Source organism: Ochrobactrum teleogrylli (genome assembly GCF_006376685.1).
Lineage (GTDB): Bacteria > Pseudomonadota > Alphaproteobacteria > Rhizobiales > Rhizobiaceae > Brucella > Brucella teleogrylli.
Map to the genome: position 1 here is coordinate 430982 of NZ_VEWL01000001.1, position 24250 is coordinate 455231.

Genomic DNA, 24250 nt, shown 5'->3' on the forward strand with positions numbered 1-24250 from the left:
CCGAAGGCAGAATATGGAACTTCCGCATTTCGCAAAATGGGGAATTCTCTATAGCGGAAGCATGACCCAATCCGTCGCACTTTTCGTCACGATTACGCTTACTTTCCTCGGCGCAGGCTTCGTCAAAGGCCTGACCGGCATGGGGTTGCCGACTGTCGCCATGGGGGTATTGGGGGCGTTGATCTCGCCGCTCACTGCCGCGAGCCTGCTGATTGTTCCGTCATTCATTACCAATGTCTGGCAGCTGCTGGCCGGGGCAAGTTTTCGTGCGCTGGCCCTGCGCCTGTGGGCGATGATGGTCGCAATCATCGCTGGAACGTGGATCGGCTCCTTTCTACTCGTGGGCGGCGATACGATCGTGACGACGGCGCTCCTCGGCGCATGTCTGGTCATTTATGCCGGATACACTCTTTTCGCCCGACAGTGGCAGGTATCGCGGCGGCATGAAGTCTGGCTGTCTCCGCTGATCGGTTTATTGACCGGCCTGATTGCCGGTGCGACCGGTGTGTTTGTGATTCCAGCCGTTCCCTATCTTCAGGCACTGGGCTTGAAGAAAGACGATCTCGTGCAGGCGCTGGGATTGTCCTTCACGGTATCGACGATTGCGCTGGCGATCGGGCTCTCCTCACATCAGGCCTATAGCGGTGATATCCTTCTGATTTCGCTCGCTGCTGTCCTGCCTGCGCTGGCTGGCATGGGGCTTGGGCAGCTTTTCCGCCAGAAAATAAGTCCAGAACGGTTTCGCCTCTGGTTTCTTGTCGGGCTTATGCTATTGGGAGCGGAAATGCTGGTGAGGCCGATTTTCTTATTAAGCTTTCAATAGCGGAAGAATTTTCTTTTCTCATCCGAGACATGCGGATTTGCTTTCTTGTTCGCATATACCGGAGACAGGATACTCACGCTCCATGAATTGCGGGATCTGTTGCAGTTCCCGGGAAAGCTCGGAATAGACAGGCCGCCTCTGGCTGTAGTGCGACATGACACGACATAATCCTCCTGACCATAACGGAGCGCCTTCTTGGCGATTCCGGCTGTTTAATCCGATGCTTGCTGGCGCAACGCTGCGCGAACGCGCCATTGCCTGTGTCGGTGCGCTGGTGGGCATTGCTCTCACCGGTTTCGTTTCGGGGCTTTTGTTGGGTAAGGGGCCACATCTGCCGCTAATCGTTGCGCCTATCGGTGCTTCGGCGGTGCTGCTGTTCGCCGTGCCGAACAGTCCGCTTGCGCAGCCATGGTCGATCATCGGCGGCAATACGATTTCGGCGCTAGTGGGTGTGATTGTGGCCCAGTATGTCAGCGATCCGGCGCTCGCCATCGGTCTTGGCGTTTCGCTGGCAATCGCAGCCATGTCGGTCACCCGCAGCCTGCATCCGCCTGGCGGCGCTGCTGCGCTGACGGCTGTGCTGGGTGGTCAGGCGGTCGCCAGCTGGGGACTGTGGTTCCCGCTTGTGCCGGTCGGCTTCAATTCATGTCTGCTGGTGGGGCTGGGCATCCTGTTCCACAAGCTTTCCCGGCGCAAATATCCGCATAATGTGGCGGCTGCCCCGGTGAGCATGCACGCGACCAAGGACTTGCCCCCTTCCGTGCGGGCAGGCATCCGCGAAGAGGATATCGATGAAGCGCTGAACACGCTGGACGAAAGTTTTGACATTGATCGCAACGATCTTGGCCGGTTGTTGCGGCAGGTTGAGTTGCAGGCATCGATCCGCGCGCATGGCGATCTGACCTGCGCCGATATCATGTCGCGTGACGTCATCAGCATTGGGGAAAACGACACCGCCGATCAGGCCCGTCATCTTCTCCTGCGCCATCGCATCCTGACCTTGCCGGTGACGGGCGCGGATGGGCGGTTGACTGGCATGGTGGGCCTGCGTGAGCTGGTTCAGCCCGGTGAAAGCCTCAAGGATCATGTGGTCCCGGCGATCACGGCTGCCCCGGACGATGCGGCAATGGGCCTGCTTCCGGTTCTGACCGATGGTCTGACGCATGTGGCGGTGATCGTGGACGAGAACAGGTTCGTGGTCGGCGTCGTGTCGAAAAGCGACCTTCTCAGTGCCGTTGCGCGCGTTCTGCCCCAAACTGCCCCGGTTTCCATCCGGGCCGCAGCTTGACATTTCGGCTGGCGTCTCCTAGTCCCTGCCGGAAATACCCTATTGAATAAAAAGCGGATTTTGGGCAGGGTTTACTCCCAAGACAATGTCGGTGAGTGAATATGTCCGTCCAGCGCGTAAGCTTCTATATTCTACTGGCGCTCGTCACGATCGCCTTCGCCTGGCTGCTCATTCCTTATTATACCGCAGTCCTGTGGGCGGTCATTCTCGCCGTTATCTTCTATCCGGTTCAGCAATATCTCGTGCGGGTTCTGCGCGGACGGCGCAATCTAGCGGCTTTCATGTCGGTGCTGATGTGTATCTGTCTCGTCATCATTCCGATGCTGATCATTTTCAGCTCGCTGGTGCAGGAGGGAAACTCGCTTTACCAACGGCTGAGCAGCCGCGAATTTGACCTGAATAGCTACATTACCAGCATTCTTTCCGTACTGCCGGATTCGCTGGAAGACTGGCTCAAGCGCTTTGAGCTTGGCAGTTTCGCCGAATGGCGCTCGCGAATTTCATCGACAATCCTGCAAGGCAGCCAGCTATTCGCGGGGCGTCTGGTCAGCTTTGGCCAGAACACGCTGCAATTTTTCATCGGCTTCGGCATCATGCTCTATCTGCTGTTCTTCCTGTTTCGCGACGGTGCGGATCTTGGACGCAGAATCCGGCAGGCGATCCCGCTGAGCGATGACTATACGCGCCAGTTTTTGGAGAAATTCACCGCCGTTATCCGTGCGACGGTCAAAGGCAATATCATCATCGCGATCATTCAGGGTTTGATCGGCGGCGTCGCTTTCTGGCTGCTGGGCATCGAAGCCGCCCTGTTGTGGGGCGTGATGATGACCTTCTTTTCCATGCTGCCAGCGGTTGGCGCAGCTCTCGTCTGGGTGCCTGCCGCCGTATGGTTCTTCGTCAGCGGCGACTGGGTCAAGGGCGTCATCCTTGTCCTGATCGGAACGCTGGTTATCGGTCTCGTGGATAATCTGCTGCGCCCGCCGCTGGTCGGCAAGGGCACGCGCATGCCGGACTATGTGGTGCTGATCTCGACGGTCGGCGGCATTTCGCTGGTCGGCATTAACGGTTTCGTCATCGGGCCGTTGATCGCCGCCATGTTCATTGCCGCATGGTCGCTGCTGGCCGAAGAACAGAAGGACAAGCCCATTGCCGCCGACAGTCCCAAACCAGCAGCGGCGAAGGCAAGACGCTCGAAATAAGGTCGCAGAAAGATCAAGCGACTTTGAGCGTTTCCACCGGCAAGCCGGTATCGGTCATCTTGTTGTCGATGCCGTTTTCATCGAGAAACTGCTTCATCTCCGCATAGGTTTCAAACCATGCGCGGTTGTATTTGTCGAATAGCGACTGATCCCAATAGTCTTCCAGACGGAACGGCTTGTCGCTGAACACGTCATAGCTCGGAATCTTGTAGGTCTCGGCAAATTCGGCGGTACGGCTGTCATAGGTGAAATAGACAGACGGCACGCCATTGGCGAGCGCCATCAGGTTTCCGTGCAGGCGATAACCAAGCACAAGCTGCTGCTGACGCACGAGGTTCTCATAGTCGGCCACAACATCGGAATAGAACATCTTGTTCCGGTAGAGGTTTTCGATTTCATCATCGAAATACCAGTCGGCGGTCCAGCGATGGCCTTTCAGTGCGGCGATGGCCTCTTCCTTCTGCTCGGGCGTGCCGAATACCATCTTTTTCTCGTCAATCTCGCCTTGCGCCATCAGGGTAACGTCGAAGCGCCGCGCCATTGTCTTGATGAGATCGCGGTGGCGGGTGAGATATTGCTCAATGTCCTGTGCATAGGCAGGTGAAACCTCGCGGCGTACGGTGACGCCAACCTTTTGCACGCTGTCGAGCGGCGGCAGCTTGATGCGCAAATGCTGGTTGTTGCGGCGGAAGGCCGTGGGGCAACCTATGATGCGCACATTGCGAATGCCGATATCGTTCAGGACCTGCGCCGTATAAGCGCCGCGCACGCCAATGGAAACGGTCGAATCCGCGATGATGCGCAGCACGGCCTTGGTTTCTTCGGAAAGTTCCAGCGCGCCCTTGGAGGGCGCCTGCGCGCCAATGCCAAAAGCGATGACGGGCAGCTTCAACCGTTGCAGGACGGTGATACTCTCGCGCCAGTTCATGTCCTTGTTCACATAGTTCGACCCGCGCAGGATGACATAGTCATATTCCTCGCGCAGTTGGTCGATCTTTTCCGGCGAATAAGCGGTTATGGGAAGCTCGGACGCCTTTTCATAATTCATCAGCTTGAGCGATGACTCGAACACGAAAGCATCGCCGATATTGTGATAGTGGTTGATGCTGCCCTGCACGTCGGTGTGACGATACCAGCGCACATTGTCGTGGTCATACACTTCTCCAGCGGGAATCATCACGAGGGCGCGGGGGGCACGGGCCATTCGGTTTTCCTTTAGTAAGAGCATTTCCAGCAAAAGTGTGAAACGGTTTTGCGTTCGGAAATGCGTAAGATAATGGTTCCAGGCGAGCCAGGCTCAGCTTGCCTGAGAGAGCACAGTTTCACTCACTGCTGGCTTCGGTTTGCGAGGCTTCGCCTCGCGCAATCGGTTATAAAGGTCGAGATGTTCCTTGGCGCAATCCACATAGTGTACAGGGCGACGTATGGAATTGTGAAGTCGATCCCATATGCTCGGCTCGCTTAGAACTTCCGTGAAACGGTCAGCCAGATCTTCAGCGCTGCGGACGCGGAAATGCAGACCGTCTTCACCGTCGCGGATTTTCTCGGCCATGCCGCCAATATTGGAGCAGATAACCGGGCGACGATGATGCAAGGCTTCCTGAATGACGATGGGTGAATTTTCCCACCAGATCGACGGCATCACCACCCAATCGACCGATTGCATGAGACGCGGCATTTCCGAATTCTGGTAAGCACCATAAAAGCGCACGCGGGGACCAGCCTCTTCGATCAGTTTCTGCATGCGCTCCTGAAAGGCGGGCGGCTGCTTTTCCAGATTGCCGCCGAAAATCATCAGGCGGGAATCTTCGCCCCACACCTGTTCCGGCACACGCGATACCGCGTCAACCAGCACATCTATGCCTTTGAACGGATTGATCTGGCCGAAAAAGGCGAAGCGGCTGCGGCGCGGGTTTGGGCCGGTCAGTTCGCGTGGCGGCGTAACTTCGCGGATGGCAATCCCATTTTCGATGACGGCCATCTTGTCGGGGCTCAGCCCCCATTCATGATAGCGGTTTGCCAGAAACTGGCTTGGCGAAATGAAGGCGTCGGCCAGTTCCAGCATCCCGCGCACAAAGCGCTCGCGCTTGAGAAACCGCGCTGGCGGAACCTGCGGAAAGCAGGCGTGGCAATCGATGGGCGAGGCCTCGTTGCAAAGCTTCGAGGTTCCGGCTTTCACCATCTGGCCGTCATTGTTGCAGATCGACAGGAATTCATGGAACGTGACCAGAATAATGCGATCCGGCAAGGCCTCGCGGATTGCGTAAAGCGTTTCCAGTCCGAGTCCCATCACATGATGGAAATGCACGATATCCGGATCGAAATCGCGCACGAAACGCAGCAGATCGCGACGGATTTCGTCCGTGTTCTTGTTCGACAGGTAGAAGTGATCGTATTCGTCGGCATGAAACAGGATTTCGTCGCTGGCGCGGCGCATGCTCATCAATGCCGTCGTGCCATGACGCGGAATCGGGTGCCCGGCGCGGGCTAAATAGACCGACTGCACGCCGGGAATGGCGTTCAGGCCCTTGTGCAAATTATAAGATGCGATTTCACCGCCGCCGAGGGAAATCGACGGGTGGGCGTGCGATATAACCAGAACGCGGAGTTTGTCGCTCATGCGGGTTCCTCAATCGGTGCGCTGCGCCTGCCAGCAAGAATAGTCGACCAGCGCGCATCAAAGACCTGACGGTCGATCCGCTCGATCAATGCGATGGTTGATGCCCGGTCGGTGACAGACACATCGTCGGAGCCAAGCATTTGCGCTGATGGCAGCCAATAGGAGCGCAGGCCGGATTGTTTGAGTTTCAAGCCAAGGTCGAGGCCTTTTTCATGCGTGCCGAGATAGCCGCGCGTGAATCCGCCGACCGAAAACAACGCATCACGGGGCAGGATGCAGCATTCGAAGGTCGCGGTGGCGACTTCGGTAAGAGACATGCCGGAAACGGAATCCATCGGATAACCGGCATAACGGCTGATGAGGGCGCGATCCGATTGCGGGCCGGCAACCCAGGTTCCGGCCCAGCGGATGGAATCGTCTTCGTAAACGAGTGTCGGCGACAGTACGCAGTCGTGATGCGCGTCATAGGCCGTGACGAGCTTGTTCAACCAGCCTGCGCGTCGCGGCAACAGCGAACCTGCCAAAAAGACCACCTTGTCGGTTGTAACGGCGCGCGCGCCCACTTCCAGCGCATCGTAGAGGTCTTCCGAGCCGCTGGCAGAAACAAGGCGGATGCACAGACGATAGAAGTCGGCGAGCCTTCGAACCTGCACGCCGATGCGGTCGATGATTTCCGTCGCCGCCGAAATGACAATCGGCGCGATGCGGGTTTCGGGATCGAGTGCGAGCAGGGCCAGCAAAGGCTCGATCTCTTCTACTCGTTCATCGACGCCGATGATGATCGCCAGATTGGCGGCGTGATTGACCGCGTCTTCGAACGGGCCGAGATCGACCACGCCAAACACTTCTGGCGCCGGGCGGCTGACGCCGCTGAGCAGCGGAACAAGCTGCTGATCGACAATGTGGCGCAGCGCCCAGGCATTGGGATCGGTTGCGCGTATCTGCCGGACAATCGCATCGCGTGACGTGACACGGGTCGGCGTCAGCGGATGAAAGGCGCGGCGTCCATCGCTGATGGCAAGCTCGATATAAAACGGTGATGTGCTATCGCCCGCGAGTTCAGGTGCAAAGGCCACGAAACCATGCGCATGGCGGTTCGGGTCGAGACCGGCATTGAAGGGCGGCTGGTTGTCGAATTCGCGGGTGACGTCAGGCCGGTCATAACGGGTCCATGTGCCGTCGATCTGGATTTCGCCGCGATGGCGGCGCAGCTTGACGCTTTCCACATGGCTGTCAGGGTCGAGTAGCCAACCGGAAACCAGTATGCCGCTGCCCTCAACACGGAACACATTGTCGATGCCAAGCCGCACCGGGAAAGGCAGGCCGGAAACGGTCTCGCCGCCGTCAAAGCGGTTGGCGGCGGAGCGCAGCCGGAGCAAAATATCCGTCGAACTGCGCACACGCGGCAGGATGGCGCGAATATGGCTTGGCGTCTCGCGCGATCCGGCCAGCAGCCTGCGATCATAGACTTCCGTGAAGCGCCAGCCGCGCCGCCCGCGAAACAACAGCCGTTCAATGTCGTTGGGTTCTACCGGCTCATTGGCAAGCAGCAATCCGGCAAAGCCCGACGCCTGATCGTTGAGATCGGGGCGCGCGAAAACGCTGATCGAACATTCTGCCAGTGAAGAGTTTTTGCCGCTGATGAGCAGTCGTGTGACGGCGGGCGTCAAATCCTGCGCCCAGCCCTGAACGAAGATTTCGCCTTCATCGCTGCCGCCAATCAGCTCGATACAGCCATCGGAGCGCGCACCCACCTGCAAAAGAACGGTGATGGCGGCAAGTTTCTTGCGTCCGATAGGACCGGAGATCAGCCCTTCCACCAGTTCATCGATGACCGTTGGCAGGCTCGGCCCGGCCAGATCGCCGATCATGGCGACGAAATCGGCCACAGGTGCTGCGCGCGAGGCGAAATTGTAACGCGCGACCTTCGCCTTGTGCTGGAACATGATCGTCTTCAAGATGCCCCGGCGCAAAATGCCGGTCGGCACAATCGCGACGAATCCATGGGTTCCGGCGGGCGACGGCTCCTTCAGCGGCCAGGTGACGAGGTTCACCTTGACGCTCAATGCCGGATCGCCATTCAGAAAGGCAGTGACCTGATCGCCGGTCGCATTGCCGATCCCAAGCACGAGCAGAAGCGTATCCTCGATCACACAGCCGACAACCATCTCGCCCTCCATCATCATGGGCGGGCGTTCCGATGGTCGGGCAGGTTTTACTGCCGGTTGCTGCGTGGCGGGTCGTTCGTCTTGCGTCATGGGTTTCCCCTCAGCGCATCACGAAAAGCGTCAGGATAGCACCCGCGACGAAGCCCGCCATCACATACATCAGCATGAACAGCAGCTTCACGTCGCCACCGGCGCGTTTGCGCACGTCGTCAATGCGCTTTTCGAGCCCAGCGACCACACCATCCATGCGCATGATGTGCACGTCGAGCTCGGTCATGCGCTGATGCAGATCGGTGCGCAATCCGTCGACGGATGTGGCTATGTCCGCCATTTCGGCAGGCGCAGCGTTGCCCGAACTGTCAAGCACCGGGGCTACGCGTTGCAGTGAACGCTGATTGACCTGCAATTGGCGCTGCGCGGCCATCAGCATGTCGAGCTTGTCGAGAATGCGCGTCATCGGCGCTGCAATCAGCGCTTCGGCGGCCTGTTCGTCGGGCTTCGGCACACGCAGTTTCTGCTCATTGCCTGCCGCATTGGCTGCGACGACAACAAGTTCACCGGCGCGGGCAGCCGCGAATTGCGGCAGCATCACTTCGAAAGCATGCAGGCCGTCGCCAATGCCGTTGCGCTTCAGGTCGGGACGTTCCTTGTCCGCCGGTGCTTCCGCGATGGGTTTGTCATCAAGAAGAACGCGGATCAAAAGCCGTTCCGTGGGCGCTCCGGGATCAAACGCCCAGCCGTAAAGGCGGCCTTCCTCGATGGCGTCAACGCGTCCTTTCATGGCTTCTGTCCTCTGAGGTGCGGCAGATGCAGTCTGTGCTGCTGCCGGATTTGCTGCCCCTTCGGCTGGAACTTTGGTCGCGATGTTCATAGTGTACCTCTTATGCTGCCTCGACACGGGTCGTTCGCAGTGTTCCGATCAGATCGAGATAGCGCGATGCCGTCGTGTCGATAGTGTCCGGATGGCGTGCATTGTGGCTCAGCGACTGACGCAGCTCCGGGTTTTCCGCCATACGACGCATGGCTTCCGCCAGCGCCTGCGGATCATTGGGCGGAACGGTTAGGCCGTTTACGCCGTCCGTAATCATTTCAGCCATGCCGCCGATATTGGAGCAGATGACCGGGCAATCCTGTCCCTGCGCTTCCTGAATGACGAGGGGCGCATTTTCCCACCAGATCGACGGCATGATGGCGCAATCGACGGTGCGGATAAGCTGCGCGATATCTTCACGCCGATAGGCGCCGCGCCGTTGCACGAAGGCGGCCGTGTCAGAGAAAAGCTGGTCGATTTCGCTGACAAAGCTCTCGCTTTGAAAGGGTGCCGCACCATGCACGCGCAATTCGAAATCGAAACCTTCATTGATGAGTTGCTGCGCTGCCCGGAGCAGAACCGTCGCGCCCTTCCATGGGTTCAGATTGCCGAAATAGCCGAAGACAGGCTTGGTTCTTGCGCGGCGCGGGGCGTCGATAGCAGGGCGCTCCGGCTGGCCGTTGGGAATGACGCTGATCAGCTCTTCCGACAGGCCCCAGTCAACATAACGCTGTTTCAGGAATTCGCTGGGAGACACGAAGGCGTCGACAGCGCTCAACAATGATTTGATATGGCGCTCGCGCAGTACGAATTTGTCGAGCGCTATGTCCTTGAAACAGGCATGACAGCGATCCGGGCTGGCGCCGTAGCAGAGTTCCTTGCCGGTCGTACGCACCATCAGCCCGTCATGGTGACAGATCGGGTAATAGTCATGCAATGTCAGGACGATACGGCAATCCGGCAATGTGCGGCGGACGATATGCGGAAATTCTGCGCCCAGCAGCAACAGATGGTGAAGATGCACCACATCCGGGCGAAAATCCTTCAGCAGTTCCACAATGTCCGGCACGATGCCGTAGAGATCGACCTGGCTCAGGTTGAAACGGTCAAAATGACCCGACCAGAGCAGGATTTCATCGCCGCCGTTACCTATGCTCTGAAAGCTGGTTCCCGGGCGTTCCTGACGGTGAATCTTGTTGGTGGCTCCCAGAAACAATGCTTCGCAACCGGCGCGCTGATAGGCGCGGAACAGGTCATGCGCGAAGATTTCCGTCCCGCCGGGATGCAGCGAGGGGTGATTATGGGCAGCAACGAGCACGCGTTCGGCCATCAGGCAGCGCCTCCGCGTGTTGCGATGAAGAGGTCCTGATAATGGTCGGATGCGATCCCGCGCCAGTGACCGAAGGATTTCAGTTCCAGCGACAGGCCGACACCTGCAAGGGCGCGATCCATAAAGCCGTTCTCAAAGCCGACGGCGGCAAGCGGCGGAAGTTCCGGCACATACCAGCAGGGCCCCGCACCGCTGCGTTCGAAACTGAGGCGCGGATCGCGTTTGCCATGGCGATCGCGCGCGGCAATATCATCCACGACAAACGCCGTCATGAACAATTTGCCGCCGGGCGCCAGCACGCGCGCGATCTCCCGCAGATAGACTTTGACTTCGTCAGCGTCGAGATGTGTCACCACCGATGTCATGATGACGAAATCGACGCTCTTGTCGGGAAACGGCAGAACGAGGTGAAGGCCATCGACAGCGCCACGCGGATTATAGAGCGCATGGGCAATGTCGATATGTTGGAACTGAAAGTTCGGATAAAGCGCGCTGATATGCTGGCGACACCAGCTTGTCCCGCCCGCAACCGGGTCGATGCCCGCATATCGCCCCTTGGCAGGATCGAGATATTGCGTCAGCGGCACCGCCATGCGCCCGATACCCGAACCGATATCGAGAACGCGCGCGTCAGGCTTGAGGCCGCCCTTGCGGATGAAATGTCCGAGAAATTCAGCACCGACAGCCCGGAAATCGCCGTCGCCGACAAACACGCTGTTGGGGTCGGGTGAGGGCAGGAAGCGGTTCTTCAAGACGGCGCGTGTCAGCCAGCCGATCTGTTCTTCGGGGATTGGAAGTTTGGTTTCAGGCTGTTTCAGCGCTACCACGTCGGTCAAGCGACGCTCCTTTCATATTTGGCATCGATCACATTGGCCGACGGCGCGGTCTGCGCTTCGTCTTCAGGCGGAGCCATCAGGTCGGTGATGTCTTCATCCCAGCGCTGGGTATGCAGCCAGGAATTATATTGGCTGGCGAGACCACGCATATAATCGGCGCTGCGGCGGATCGAGCGGCGCTCGAAATGGTAGAGCGCCACGGCAGGGTCGTAGTAGACCTGAAAGCCGAGCTGGCGGATTTTCAGGCAAAGATCGCTGTCTTCATAGTCGCCGATCACATAGTCTTCAGTATATCCGCCGACGAGATCCAAGATATCCTTGCGGGTTATAAGGCAGGCACCAGTAACGCCGGGCACATCGCGTCCCACAAGGGCAGGAGCATAGCTGCCGGGCATGCCCTTGTAATAATGATGGTTGAGCCAGACGCCGTGGCGGTCACGAGCGAAATAGAGGCCCGCATGCTGGAGCGAGCCGTCTTCGAACAGCAGGCGAGGGCCGATAGCTCCAAGCCGCTTGTTATCGAAGAGCGGTTGCAGAAGCTGTTGCAGCCAGCCGTGCTTTTCCGGCACAACATCAGAATTCAGCATCACAATGGCCGTACCCGTTGCCACGCTCGCACCCGCATTGCAGGCGCGGGCATAACCGCCATTGCGGTTCATGATGACAAGGCGAAACGGCAGGTCATGCAAGATATGCAGGCCACCCAGCATATGCTCGGTGTCGTCGTGTATTTCCGGCGAATCGAGAACGAAAATCAGTTCGGCATTGCGGACGATCCATGGATCGGTCGCCATGGCCGAAAACTGGAAGCGCAGGAAATCGAGATTGCGATAAAGCGGAATGACGATTGAGGCGACCGGATTGGCGGGTATCATGCCGAAATCCTTGACCTCCGAAATGCGCACGGTTGCGCCGAGCTTCTTTTCCACTTCGGTCAAGGCCGGGGCGAGAATGGTCTCGAACACCTTCGGGCGGGCATGTTGCGGCGGCACGGCGCGCAAGATGCGCTTGCGCTGCTCCGCCGGTTCGAATGGCTGCGGGGCAGGGACGAGCGGTGCGACTGCGCCGGATGTGAGCCGCATCTGGAAACGCGGTTGCAGAAGCGGGCCAAGGTTCTTAGCCGCCGGCAGCCACGCGACAAATCCTGTCACATCGGCCTGTGGGGCATCCTCGCGCTTGGCGATCTTGCCGGGGAATTTGTGGAAATGGGCTTTCAGCGAAATCGCACTGCCATTGGCGGGCAGATATTCGATATCGCCCAGCATGGCGGAGGGATCGTGATACCACCCGCCAACGATCAGCCCGTTATCCAGTGCAAGCGCGAGATCGATTTCCGCTGCCGGGTTATGGCTTGCGGATTGCGTGATCTGGCGCACCGGAAGAGGCGAACGGCTTTGCAGATCGATGGCGACCGCGGGGCCGCTTGTGCCGAGTTTGGCGAGTTCGCCAACCAGAAATTCGCGCAGATCGGCATTGCCTTGCCATTTGGACCACCATTTGCCGAAATCCATCGGCTCTGACGGGCCATCGGCGAGTTTGCGGATCGCAACACCCTTTTGTCCTGTCAGGACGAACAGAAAGGATGATGGCAGATCCTGTGGCGATTCGACCAGAAGATGGCAGGGTTGCCACGCCTTGCGTGATTGCTGTCCGACCGTGAAGCGCGGCGGGATGACGATGACGCTTCCATTACTGACGCCATAGATGGCAGAAATTTCGCCCAGCATCGGGTCAACGGCGGTTTCCAGCAGATGATGCCCCGCAACCGGCTGGCCGCAGTTCTGGATATCGCGCGGTTCCGGGGTCAGCGCCAGCGTGATGTCACGGACGAGGGCTGCAAAAGTCTGATTGCGCGACAGGCGAAACGCGCTGCGCCACGTGGAGAGAATGGTCGAGAGCAGCTTGATATGCCCGGGCAGCGTCAGGTCCGACAGGATGCGCTCGCTATCAAAGGATGCCAGTTCGTTGGCGGGGTAGAGAACGGTCTGAACAGTGGGGCCGAGGGAACCCGCAGAAAGCGCAAACTCGACCGGCTCGCTGCCGGTGCGCATGGCCCAGAACATGCGCGTGCCGCCGCTTTCCAGCGGAATGCCGACGCTCAGCAGAGGCACCGGCTGAACAGGCATTTCGAGCGCGCATTTGGTCGACTGGCGTGCCGGGCTTGGAATATCCCAGGCAATCACTGCAATATCGGCGCAAAGACGGCAAATCGAAAGGTTTTCGGGTTTGCTTTCCCGGAGGTCGCGCGAGCCGATATCGCTTGCCCCGATGCCGCTTGCAAATTCCGCCGAATGGTCGAGGTTCAATGCGAATACCCTTTCATTCTTGTCGGATGCAGGAATTCAACAACAAGCCCGCATTCTGATCCGAAAACTGGCAGTCACTTTTCGGAATTCGCTTCAAAAGAAAACGTGCCCGGCGGGAGGCTGCCGGGCACGCCATTATTGGTTCAATCAGTGAACGGTGAAGTACTGGTCGGGATGCGACTGTACGTCGTCGGCACTGGTGTTCACGAGGGTAACGCTGTCGCCATTGCCGAGATCGACAACGACATTGCCACCAACCTGCGTGACGCGATCGGCAAGATCGTCCGCGGACGAAATGTCGAGGCCATTGATACCCTTCTGAATCTGAAGGATGTCCTCGCCAGGATTGAAGTCGAGAATGACGTCGTTTCCGCCGCCACCATTGAACAGGAACGTGTCGCTCCCGTTGCCACCGATAAGGATGTCGTTTCCGGCGCCGCCATCAAGGATGTCGTTGCCGTTGCCGCCATACAGGATATCGTTGTGCGCGCCGCCATAGAGCAGGTCACTGCCGTTGCCGCCCTGGAGAATGTCGTCTCCATTGCCACCAAACAGCACGTCGCTGCCATTGCCGCCGCTCAGGACGTCGTTTCCTTCATTGCCGTAAAGAATGTCATTGCCATTCTCGCCGAACAGGGTGTCGTTTCCCGTGCCGCCGAAAAGAATGTCGCTGCCATTCCCACCGAAGATGGTGTCATTGCCATCCCCTCCGAAAACGAGATCATCACCGCCATGGGCACGGATGAAATCGTCAAAGCGGGAGCCGAACAACACGTCGTCGTAGGCGCCGCCTTCTAGAGTGGCCATCTGCTTCTCCTTGTGTTCCGTTGGGTTTCACAAGCCGGAATGCTCCGACCATTATGCTCGTAGTAGTCTGATACGTATCTTTGATAAATACAACATCGGAAAATGGTATAATTATAGAAATGCCGTGTAACAATTTATTACGAAAAATTTATATTCCAGAATTGTGAACTTCTTTTAAAATTACTTTTGTATCAATTATAATTTGTATTTGGATTATATTTAAACGCAAATTGCTTCAAAATTTGAAACGTCACGGAATTGTCAAGAAAATGCCCGTTTTTCAAAACGATGCCGCCGCGCATCGTTTCCAATGCGCGGCGGCGATAGAATCTGAAATTGCGTACTTAATTCAAACTATACTGTAGAACGCATTTTCTAAATGTCCGGGTAAGAACGCGCAGTTTCGACCTTAATCCTCGCGGAATGCGCGGTTCAGACTGTCGGTGATCGGCGAAACAATATAGTCGATTGCGCGGCGTTCCTTGTGCACGATGATGACTTCGGCGGGCATGCCCGGATACATACGGGCTGTCGGATTGGCGGACAAAGAATCCGGATTAATCTCAGCGCGGGCCACGAAATAGGCCGTGTTGGTTTTGTCGTCGATCGTCTGGTCGGCGGCGATATAGGTCAGTTTGCCATCGAAGGGCGCCATGGACCGCTGATTATAGGCAGTCAGCTTGATCTGCGCCTTTGATCCCACCGCAACGCTGTCGATATCGTTGGGGCTGACTTTCATTTCCACCAGAAGCGGTTCATTTTCAGGAACGATATCCATGATCGCTTCGGCGGGAGAGATGACCCCGCCCGGTGTGCGCAGGCGAATATTGGCGACGATGCCGTCCTGCGGGGCGAGCACCTCAACGCGACGCATCACGTCTTTCGCCGCGATGATCTGCTCTTCCGCGTCAGAAAGTTCGACCTGACTGGTCGTGATTTCACCGGCAATCTCCGATTGCAGGTCGCTTTCAATGCCGGAAAGGGCGAATTCTGCGCCTGCCTTGGCTTGTTCGGCTTTGGCCTTGTCGCCGGTATATTCGCCCCGGTCGCCCGCAAGCTGGCTCAACCGGGTCTCGATTTCGGTCAGCTTGGATTTCTGCGCAAAGCCTTTTTCGACCAGGCTGGCGATTGCCTTGCGTTGTTCTTCGATCAACGCGATCTGGCGGTCGGTGGCGGCGATCTGCGCCGTCGATGCTTTGGCCTGTTCGGTATATTGCTCGATGGTTTTCTGCTGAATATCGATCTTGCTACGCTTCTGGGTCTTCCGCTTTTCGAAGAAGATCTGCTCGGCGCGCATGGCATTTTCTGCATTCTCGCCACCTTCCGCGAATTTATCGGGGAAGGTGATTTCGGTTTCACCGGCCTGCTCGGCCCGCAGGCGCGCCAATTTGGCGATGAGGCCGATCCGACGGCTTTCCAGCGATTTCAGCTGTGAGCGGGCCTTGGTGGCGTCGAGACGAAGCAACGGTTGGCCAGCCTTGACCAGATCGCCTTCCTGCACCAGCAACCGGTCGAGAATGCCACCTTCCAGATGGCTGATCGTCTTGCGCTTGGAATCGACGATGACGGTTCCGTTGGCGACAGCGGCACTGCCGAGCTCGGCAGAATAGGCCCAGGCGAAGAAGCCGCCAAAAGCGACGCCGATAGTGGCGAGGCCCGCGATGATCAGGCGGCGCAGCGGAGACTGGTTGTCCTCGCGTTCCAGATCATAGGCCCATTCGGGTTTGACACTGCCGAAGCGGGTAAGTGCCGTGTGGTCTGACGATTCTGCACGCGGCGCGAGCAAATTCGAAACACGGCGCGGAATGACGGATTTTCCGGTCATGAGTTTACGGCTCCTGCCTGCGGATTATTGTTGCCGGGCGTCAGCGACGCCACAACGTCGGTGCGCGGGCCGAACTGGGTGATACGGCCGTTTTCCAGCACCAGCAGCTTGTCGGCAACCTGCATGATGGTCGGGCGATGGGCGATCATGATGACAATGGCACCGTCGTCGCGCGCATGTTCGATGGCGCGCATCAGGGCGCGTTCGCCGATGGCGTCGAGATTGGAATTGGGTTCATCAAGCACGATCAGGCGCGGGCGATTATAGAGGCAGCGCGCAAGGCCGATGCGCTGGCGCTGGCCGCCCGAAAGCGTCAGCCGCCCATCACCGACCGGCGTGTCGTAGCCGAGCGGCATGCGCCCGATCATCTCGTGCACATCGGCAAGACGGGCGGCTTCCAGCACACGATGTGGATCGCTGTCGCCCATGCGCGCAATGTTATCCTTGATTGTGCCGTCCAAAAGCGAAACCGACTGCGGCAGGTAACCGGCGATCTCTCCGAACGAACCGCGCTCCCAAAGATAGACATTGTTGCCGTCGAGGAAGACACCGCCCGAGGTGGGTTTAACGATGCCGATCAGCAGGCGCGCAAGTGTGGATTTACCTGCAGCCGAGGGGCCGACGACGCCCAGCACTTCACCGGGCGAAATTGAAAACGAGATGCCCTTGATGATCGGAACTTCAACGCCGGGCGCGGCATAAATCAGCTTGTCGATCACCAGATCGCCATTGGGGCGCGGCGTCGGCATGGTCTGGCGCACGGCGAGGTTTTCAGACAGGAGCGACTGAACGCGCTTCCAGCTTGCTATGGCGCTGACCCACTGACGCCAGTTCTCAACGATGCGGTCGAATGGCATCAGCAGGCGACCGATGATGATGCTGGTCGCGATCATCGCGCCGGGGGTGATTTCCTGCTGCATGGCAAGCAGCGTACCGATGCCGAGCGAAGCAATCTGGATGATGAAGCGCGCTGTACGTGCAATAGACGACAGGGCTTTCACGCGGGTGCCGCCGAGGTCGAGCACTTCGAGCGCCTGCATCTGCACAGTGCGCCAGCGACGGGCGAGAGCAGGCAGCATGCCCATAGCCTCGATGACTTCCGCGTGGCGCAGGCTGCTACCGATTTTCGTCACGGCTTCGATATTGGCCTGATTGGCCTCCTGAATGAGATTACGCGTCAGGAGATCGGTCAACAGACCGCAGGCAACCAGAATGACGACCGCTATCACGCCGATCACGCCGAGCATTGGATGGAGCAGAAACAGGACGCCGAGGAAGATCGGCGACCATGCCGCGTCGAGCGGGGCATTGATGGCGGGCGAGGTCAGGAAGCCACGCAATTCGGTCAGGTCGCGCAGGGTCTGCGTCGCTTTCGGCAGCCCCTGATCGACCGAGGCCTGAACGGCGGCGGTCAACACGGCCAGGTTGAGACGGCGTACAAGCGCGGTGCCCATGGCCTGAAACGACAACGCCCGGATAAACTCCAGAACGCCGAATACGATCATCGCGCCGACCGCGAGAATCGTCAGCATGGTCAGTGTATCGAGACTGCGGCTGTTCAGGACGCGGTCATGAACCTGCAACATGTAGAGCGGTACGGTGAGTTGTAGCAAATTGATACAGGCACTTAAAAGCACCGCATAAAGCAGCCCTGACAGGAACACGCGCCGGGCCCGGTAAATTAGGCTTTTCGGCGAAATCCCCACTTCATCGGTGGCTTTTTTGCCGACGGAGCTCTTGCCATTTGGGTTCTTTTGGCCAGTATCGTTCATACGCGGTCTGCCTTGGTATGGTCACAGGTCGTGGATATCCCTAAAGAGAGTCACCCTTCTATCAGTATTATTCAAGTAATACCGCTCAGAATGTGACGGAAAAAAGTTATTACGGCGGGGAAATGCGAAAGGAGACAAGAAAATCTAATTGAAAATTTCTTCAAAATTTGAAGTAAAATTGAAAATGGAGAGTAAGAGATGCAAAAACTTCTGCACGAGGGAGTGGAAGTCGAAACATCAATTGACGGATACTCAGCCGTCGATTTTCCTGAAGTAACCGCCGAGAAACAGGAACGCAGAAATCCGGTGCATACAGTCGTTATTACACATTTCGAACTGGCCCGGATGATTGAAAGAGTGAACCGCCGCTTTGTGAGCCTTCTGAAGACGGAGCTTACCAAGCTGGGGGTAGAGGACATTGGCCCGGCACAGACGCTTGTTCTGATGGCGATCGGCGATGTCGAGCTCACTGTGGGTGAACTACTGGATCGCGGGCACTATGTCGGGTCCAACATTTCCTATTATTTAAAGCAGCTTACCGATGGTGGTTATGTCGATCGTGTCGCCTCCCAGCGAGACAAAAGGTCGGCGCGCATTCGTCTGACAGACAAGGGCGAACGCCTTTGCATGAACCTGAGAAACGCCAGCAGGGACTATCATCATATCCTTGCTCGCGATGACGATGATCTTAGAAATCTCGAAATCGCATACCAGACTTTACACAGGCTGGAATTGCTGTGGGGCAACGCCGCACGGTATGGCATTTGATGTTGATCGACGAAAAACGACCAAAAATCGCACACGTTTTGTGACATGCATATAGCTTTTGTGCACAGACGTGGTTTTGGTCAGTTCGCTGCTTTAGCCGGACATCTGGCCGAGAGCGGACATGATGTAAGCCTGATTTGCGAAACGGTGGACCGTCGCCTCCCTGCGGTCCGCGTCATTCGCCACAGAGTTGAATCTGGTCCTCGCACCGATGGTGCGATGGCCAGATATCTCGAGGTTCCGGATCATCATACCCGGATCGGTTACCGTGTCGCCGAAACGCTTGAAGCGATGGCGCGACACGGTCAACCGCCGGACATAGTCATCGGTCATATCGGCTGGGGCAGCATGATGTTCGTCAAGGACGTGCTGCCCTCGACGCCGGCGCTTGGCTATTGCGAATTTTTCTATCGGGCGCATGGTGCGGATGTAGGCTTTGCGCCCGACGACAAGCCTGATGTGGAGATGCGGAAGCGGCTGCGGCTTAGAAATATGGCGCAGCTCGTCACGCTTGAAAGCATGGATGGCGGTTTCAGCCCGACACACTGGCAGAAGAGCCTTTATCCGAAGGCTGTGCAAAATCGCATCGCCGTCGTGCATGAGGGCGTCGATACCAAGGTTTTCTATCCCGACCGCCATGCATCTTTGCAGCTGCCCGACGGTCGCGTTTTGAAGGCCGGAGAATCGCGCGTCATTACCTTCGTGTCGCGCGATCTCGAACCCTATCGGGGCTTCCCGCAAGCGCTGGAGGCCGCGGCGAAAGTCATTCGCCAGAACAAGGACGCCATCTTCGTCTTCGTCGGCGGAGACGGGGTCAGCTATGGAACGCCGCCGCCGGATGGCGGATCATGGCGCGAACATCTGGTGCGCAATCACGACTTGCCGCCCGACAGGGTGGTGTTTCTGGGGGCCATCCCCCATGCCGATCTGCGCAAGCTCTACCAGATATCGACTGCGCATATTTATCTGACCTATCCGTTCGTGCTGTCCTGGTCGGTGATCGAGGCCATGGCTTGCGGCGCGCTCATCATCGGGTCCGACACGCCGCCGGTGCGCGAGGTGATCCGTGCCGGTCAAAATGGTCTGCTTGTTCCATTCTATGACACGGATGTGCTGGCTCAAACGGTGCTGGATATCCTCGCCGACCCTGATGCTTGCCTTCAAATGCGCGCGGCAGCACGCCGAACCATCGAAAATCGCTTTCGGTTGTCGGAATGTTTACGTCAGCAAAAAACGTTGATCGACGCAGTATTGAATGTTCGATGAGCAGTATGTGGCGACAATCGGGCATTCAAGAGTTTGTTTTATAATATAATAGCCCGCAATTCTGCGTATTTACGACGTATAATGAATATAGATGCATATTGTTTCAAATTTTGAATTAAACCACTTCCAATTATTCGCAATATTATCATATAGTTGATGCTATATCCCTGTTGACAATACATGGTCTGTATTTTCTCATTGTACTTGTAAGCCGAACCTCCCAATCGGCCATCAGACAATGGACGACTATGTTGAGCACACCACTTCCTGCGATCTCGGGGCGGAAGAACCGCCGCTATGCCATTGCTTCGATGCGTGATCGTGAAGCGCTGGAGGCGACTTCTCTGGGCGACGTGACTGCTTTCGTCGAAGGCGACGGCAAGCGTCTGCGTCTGGCGAATACATTTCCACTCATCGCGGTTGCCGCTTCCGATGAAGGCGCCCACGAACTGAACGCTATACTGCAGCAGCTTTATCGCATGCGCACCATACCGGAAGTGCCGGTTGTGCGCGTCGATGAGGCTGGGCCTGAAACCGTGCCCATGCTGGTGACCCAGCTGCTGGAAAGCAGTCTGGACCGCCTTGTCGGGCATGTCAGCAAGGTGCATGCAGAACTTGCCATGCTGCGACGTGAACGCGAAACGATGTTCGAGAATTATCGCGCCATCGAAGACGCGTTTCATGCGCGCAACTGGGATTCTTCCACCGAGATATTCAGCCACGCGCCTTTGGTCGATCCCAAGGATGAAGGCTTTGCGCGCCTGCTGCGCGAATCTGAAATCGAACAGCTTTTTCCGGTGTCGAGCTATGCCGTGTCGGGCTTTGCGCTGCATTTCCGCGATCTGCCCGCCAACCGTAACGGTCAGCTGATCGTCACCCTGGACTATCTCGAAAACGGCGAGGGTATCGCCGAATGGCTGGTGCCTTATGGCACGCTGCATTCGGAGTGGAACTTCTTCTCGCTCCCGAAAGCCTGTGACGGCAGCCATCGAACGTTGCGGCTTCGCATCGCGGCGACGGGCGGCGTGCCGCCAGAAATCTCGCTGGGCAATGTGATCGCCAATGAGCGCTATGCCGCGCGTGCGCGCATTCCGCATGCCGATCTCGACATGCGCCCACTGGCGCTGCGGATTTTCACCGGTCTGCCGGGTGTGCGTCCGGCATCGCTGCCAAACGCCATCGTGCCGACATCGATGATCAACGGTCGCAAGGTGGATGATTACCGTCTGCCGATTGAATTGCTGCGCAATGTCACCAATGTTTCGGTGACACCGCTTACGCCGGATTTCCCGACGGTACGTTTTCTGGAACACGAAGACGCTATCGGTTGCCACCCGCTTGCAGAGGGGATCACCGCCGCTGCCATCCGCCGCGTGGTCGCGCCGGGGACCGTGCGGATTTCGGCCCGTGCTGTGATCGATCACCCCGAGGGCCAAGCTTGCGCTGTCGGTCTGCTGCTCGTCAATCTGGCATCGGATGCGCAGGAAGAAATCGGTGCGCTGGCTTCCATGGACCGGCGGCGTTCGCAGGTGCTGTTCAGTGGCTGGTCGGAAGTGGCGCCCAATCGTCCCATCGACATCAATTTCATGCTGGAAGAACCCATCGACCGCACGATGGACCTCATCGTGCTGAGCAAGGCGGCAGGCGATTCCGTCGATTTCTCATGGCTGAAAGTGTTCAACTTCCGGCTGGTCAAGCACATCGAAGCCAGTCCCGCCCAAGAGGTGCTGAAAGAGGCCGCGAATGTACGATAGATCGAAGGATTTGATCGTCATCGCCATGCCGCTCTACGGCCATGCGGCGCTGGCGCTTGAGGCACTGGAATCGATCCTCGCGTCGCAGACCGTGTTCCGCACGCAGATTGTTGTGTCGGTCGATGGCGATCCGCGTCGCGAGGTGTTCGACAGTCTGGCGCTTTATTCCGCAGCCCATCCGAACATCCATGTGATATTCGGCGAAAACGCCGGCCCGGGCGGCGCGCGCAATCGCGCTGTCGAATACATTCTGGACGAGATGCCGGACGTCAAGGCGGTCTATTTCGTCGATGCCGACAATCGTGTGCAGCCGCACACCATCGATACGCTTTACCGCAAGCTTCTCGCGTCGAATGCGGGCTGGGTCTACACGAATATCGATACGTTTTCGGTCAACTGGCGTGCCCATTACGGCGACAGCTATTCGCGGCTCATCCACTGCATCACGGACAATATTTGCGATACGGGGTCGATGATCTCGGCGGATGTGTTCCGCAGCGGCGTGCGCTTCGACGATGACCGCCAGAACGGATTTGAAGACTGGGAATTCTGGCTTTCGGCGATTGAGGCAGGCTTTGTTGGTACGCCGTGCCATGACACCGGCTTCGAATATCGTCTGCGCGCAGAAAGCCGCTTCAAGGAAGCCAATCGCGACCGTTCCGGTTCGATCAATTTCCTGCGCAAGCGACATAAGGCGCTGTTCCGTCGTCCTACTCTGGTTGGTTTCGAGCATGAGGAATGCCCGCGCTATGGCGTCATTCGCGCAGGCGAGGGAACCGTCAGTTTCTTCACCGATCCGAGCCTCGGTGCGACCGATCTCAAATTCGATGATGCGATCCGGGCCTTTTGGGGCAGTGTGTCGGAACCCGATAATTTCCATTTCCCGCCATTCCTCGCCTCATCCAATACCGAGACTCTGAAACTGCTGGCACGCTCGCGTTTGTTCCCGAATATTCTGTCGCGATTGGAGAAGCTCGCCGAGCAGGCCAATATCGTTTTCGTGGAACTGACGAATGTCGAAAACGAGCGGCGGATCGATACGGAAATCATGCCGTCCGGCACGCGACAGCCGCATGCCGATCTGATTTTCGTTTCGACCCGACTGATCCGGGACATTATCGAGAACGATGCGCTGAACTGGTTCGCCTCGCTCGGCACGCAGCAATTGTGGCCCACATCGGCGCGTATGAAAGTGCGCTTTCCATTCCCGCGGGTGCGCCAGCGTCGCGCTTTGTCGCGACCGGAACAATCCATGCTCAATCTGGTCACGTCGATTGCCACAAGCCCGCTCAAGCAGAGCGCGGCCATGCGCTGGACGTGGCGTCCGCGCCGTCTGCCCGCCTTGTCGGACATGTATCAGGTGCTGCGTGACGAGCTGGGCGGCGGGCCTGTCCTGCCGCTCGGCCATAATCCAGCGAAGAAAAAGACGGCTGCCGTTCTGGTTCCGAACGCATCGTTTGGCGGCGCGGAAAAGGTGGCCTATGCCGCAGGCCGCGAATTGAAGAATCAGGGCTTTGAAACCCATCTCTTCGTCCTCGGCAATGAACGCATGGACGTGCTGGACGAGTTCGACCAGTCCTTCGATTATCTCCATTTGTGGAAGGATGGTATTCCGGCCTGGGGCGATACGAACCGTTTTCTGGGGCAGGATTTCATCACCGAGGATCATCCGCTCGACTGGAGCATTCTCCGTGGTCAGCTTTCAGGCTTCGATCTGGTCGTGAACAACCACGTGATGGCCGCGCATCCGCTGATGGGCAAGCTTCGATCCGAGGGAACGCGCACGGCCTGTTATCTCCATGTGGTGGACGAAACGGTCTTCCGCCGTCAGGCTGGACAGCCTTATGCGGCCATCGCCTTCGAACATGCCTATGATGCGTTTCTCACCTGTTCGGATCAGCTGAAAATCTACCTGCACAGTTTTGGCGTGCCGTTCGAGAAAGTGTTCTCGGTGCCCAATGGCGCCAGCTTCTCAATCGATGCGAAGCAGCGCGCGCAGGTGACAGCAGCCCGCAAGGAAGGCCGAAAAGGCCGACCTATGCGCATCCTCTATATGGGCCGCCTTGACCGCCAGAAGGGCATCGACCGGCTGCACGACGCGATCATGAAGCTGCGAGAGCAGGGCATTTCCTTCGACGCACAGGCAATTGGTGGAGAGATTTTGTCCGACGATCCGAGCGCATCCTGGATGACGAAGCTGCAAGAGGCGGGCGTTCGCGTGTCGCCGCCGGTCTTCGACGGCAAGGACATCGCAAACCATCTTGCCTGGGCCGATGTGCTTTTGATGCCTTCCCGTTGGGAAGGCGCACCATTGATGATCGCCGAAGCACAACAGCTTGGCTGTGTGCCGGTCGCAACAGCGGTCGGTGCGGTTGACGAGCTCATTAATCATGGCCGTGACGGCATCCTGATCCGCAATGGCAATGATGCGCAGATCGTCTCCGACATGACGCGTATCCTGACCATTCTTGCGCAGGACAGTGACGCCTTGATGCGCACGGCTGAAGGCGCGCTTGCCTCGGCGGCGCACCGCACATGGAGCGCCGCGTTTTCCGACTTCACGGACTGGGCCAATGAAATCAGCCCTGTCTATCCGAAATCCCGGTCTTCCCAGCCGGACGTTGCAGATGATGCCAGCGCGATTGCCGTTCTCCCCGGCCGCGCAGTTGCCTGATCA

Annotated in this window: 17 protein-coding genes; 7 read left to right on the forward strand and 10 right to left on the reverse strand. The window is 57.9% G+C overall.

Translation table 11 applies throughout. The features are described 5' to 3' along the window. Positions 1–61 precede the first annotated feature (61 nt). The 3 genes from FIC94_RS01895 to FIC94_RS01905 all read left to right on the forward strand — a co-directional run bounded on the left by FIC94_RS01895 (position 62) and on the right by FIC94_RS01905 (position 3310). Positions 62–823 carry a sulfite exporter TauE/SafE family protein gene (locus FIC94_RS01895; protein WP_140023736.1) on the forward strand — a complete coding sequence of 254 codons (762 nt, stop codon included), beginning with the start codon at positions 62–64 and terminating at the stop codon, positions 821–823. 154 nt (positions 824–977) lie between these two features. Next, positions 978–2111 (forward strand): HPP family protein, encoded by a 1134-nt coding sequence (locus FIC94_RS01900; RefSeq protein WP_140023737.1) that lies wholly within the window; start codon positions 978–980, stop codon positions 2109–2111. A 101-nt stretch (positions 2112–2212) separates the two neighbouring features. Next, positions 2213–3310 carry an AI-2E family transporter gene (locus FIC94_RS01905; protein ID WP_140023738.1) on the forward strand — a complete coding sequence of 366 codons (1098 nt, stop codon included), beginning with the start codon at positions 2213–2215 and terminating at the stop codon, positions 3308–3310. A 13-nt stretch (positions 3311–3323) separates the two neighbouring features. Here FIC94_RS01905 and FIC94_RS01910 read toward each other — a convergent pair whose 3' ends face one another. The 10 genes from FIC94_RS01910 to FIC94_RS01955 all read right to left on the reverse strand — a co-directional run bounded on the left by FIC94_RS01910 (position 3324) and on the right by FIC94_RS01955 (position 17785). Beyond that, entirely contained in the window at positions 3324–4514 is a 1191-nt protein-coding gene (locus FIC94_RS01910; RefSeq protein WP_140023739.1) for a polysaccharide pyruvyl transferase family protein, read from the reverse strand. A gap of 93 nt (positions 4515–4607) precedes the next feature. Next, positions 4608–5930 carry a glycosyltransferase family 4 protein gene (locus FIC94_RS01915; RefSeq protein ID WP_140023740.1) on the reverse strand — a complete coding sequence of 441 codons (1323 nt, stop codon included), beginning with the start codon at positions 5928–5930 and terminating at the stop codon, positions 4608–4610. Then, positions 5927–8188 carry a glycosyltransferase family 2 protein gene (locus tag FIC94_RS01920; protein WP_140023741.1) on the reverse strand — a complete coding sequence of 754 codons (2262 nt, stop codon included), beginning with the start codon at positions 8186–8188 and terminating at the stop codon, positions 5927–5929. Before FIC94_RS01920 ends, FIC94_RS01915 begins: the two co-directional genes overlap by 4 nt. Before the next feature lie 10 nt (positions 8189–8198). After that, the gene (locus FIC94_RS01925; RefSeq protein ID WP_109367451.1) at positions 8199–8969 is read right to left on the reverse strand and encodes a hypothetical protein; all 771 of its coding nucleotides are present in this window, start codon (positions 8967–8969) and stop codon (positions 8199–8201) included. Between the two features lie 10 nt (positions 8970–8979). After that, positions 8980–10239, reverse strand: coding sequence for a glycosyltransferase family 4 protein (locus tag FIC94_RS01930; RefSeq protein WP_140023742.1), 1260 nt, complete (start codon positions 10237–10239; stop codon positions 8980–8982). Next, positions 10239–11075: a class I SAM-dependent methyltransferase gene (locus FIC94_RS01935; RefSeq protein WP_140023743.1), complete on the reverse strand. Its 837-nt coding sequence runs from the start codon at positions 11073–11075 to the stop codon at positions 10239–10241. Before FIC94_RS01935 ends, FIC94_RS01930 begins: the two co-directional genes overlap by 1 nt. Next, entirely contained in the window at positions 11072–13381 is a 2310-nt protein-coding gene (locus FIC94_RS01940; protein ID WP_235891934.1) for a glycosyltransferase family 2 protein, read from the reverse strand. The genes FIC94_RS01935 and FIC94_RS01940 overlap by 4 nt, the downstream gene beginning before the upstream one ends. A gap of 147 nt (positions 13382–13528) precedes the next feature. After that, the gene (locus FIC94_RS01945) at positions 13529–14188 is read right to left on the reverse strand and encodes a calcium-binding protein (RefSeq protein ID WP_109367448.1); all 660 of its coding nucleotides are present in this window, start codon (positions 14186–14188) and stop codon (positions 13529–13531) included. 409 nt (positions 14189–14597) lie between these two features. Then, the gene (locus FIC94_RS01950) at positions 14598–16013 is read right to left on the reverse strand and encodes an HlyD family type I secretion periplasmic adaptor subunit (protein ID WP_109367447.1); all 1416 of its coding nucleotides are present in this window, start codon (positions 16011–16013) and stop codon (positions 14598–14600) included. Further along, positions 16010–17785: a type I secretion system permease/ATPase gene (locus tag FIC94_RS01955; RefSeq protein WP_109367446.1), complete on the reverse strand. Its 1776-nt coding sequence runs from the start codon at positions 17783–17785 to the stop codon at positions 16010–16012. The genes FIC94_RS01950 and FIC94_RS01955 overlap by 4 nt, the downstream gene beginning before the upstream one ends. Positions 17786–17983: 198 nt before the next feature. Here FIC94_RS01955 and FIC94_RS01960 point away from each other — a divergent pair, with 198 nt between their 5' ends. From FIC94_RS01960 to FIC94_RS01975, 4 genes are all read left to right on the forward strand, one after another. Continuing rightward, positions 17984–18553: a MarR family winged helix-turn-helix transcriptional regulator gene (locus tag FIC94_RS01960; protein ID WP_109367445.1), complete on the forward strand. Its 570-nt coding sequence runs from the start codon at positions 17984–17986 to the stop codon at positions 18551–18553. Between the two features lie 45 nt (positions 18554–18598). Then, positions 18599–19819 carry a glycosyltransferase family 4 protein gene (locus tag FIC94_RS01965; RefSeq protein WP_140023744.1) on the forward strand — a complete coding sequence of 407 codons (1221 nt, stop codon included), beginning with the start codon at positions 18599–18601 and terminating at the stop codon, positions 19817–19819. A 248-nt stretch (positions 19820–20067) separates the two neighbouring features. Beyond that, the gene (locus FIC94_RS01970; protein WP_109367443.1) at positions 20068–21573 is read left to right on the forward strand and encodes a DUF6212 domain-containing protein; all 1506 of its coding nucleotides are present in this window, start codon (positions 20068–20070) and stop codon (positions 21571–21573) included. Continuing rightward, positions 21563–24247, forward strand: coding sequence for a glycosyltransferase (locus tag FIC94_RS01975; protein ID WP_140023745.1), 2685 nt, complete (start codon positions 21563–21565; stop codon positions 24245–24247). Before FIC94_RS01970 ends, FIC94_RS01975 begins: the two co-directional genes overlap by 11 nt. Positions 24248–24250: the final 3 nt, after the last annotated feature.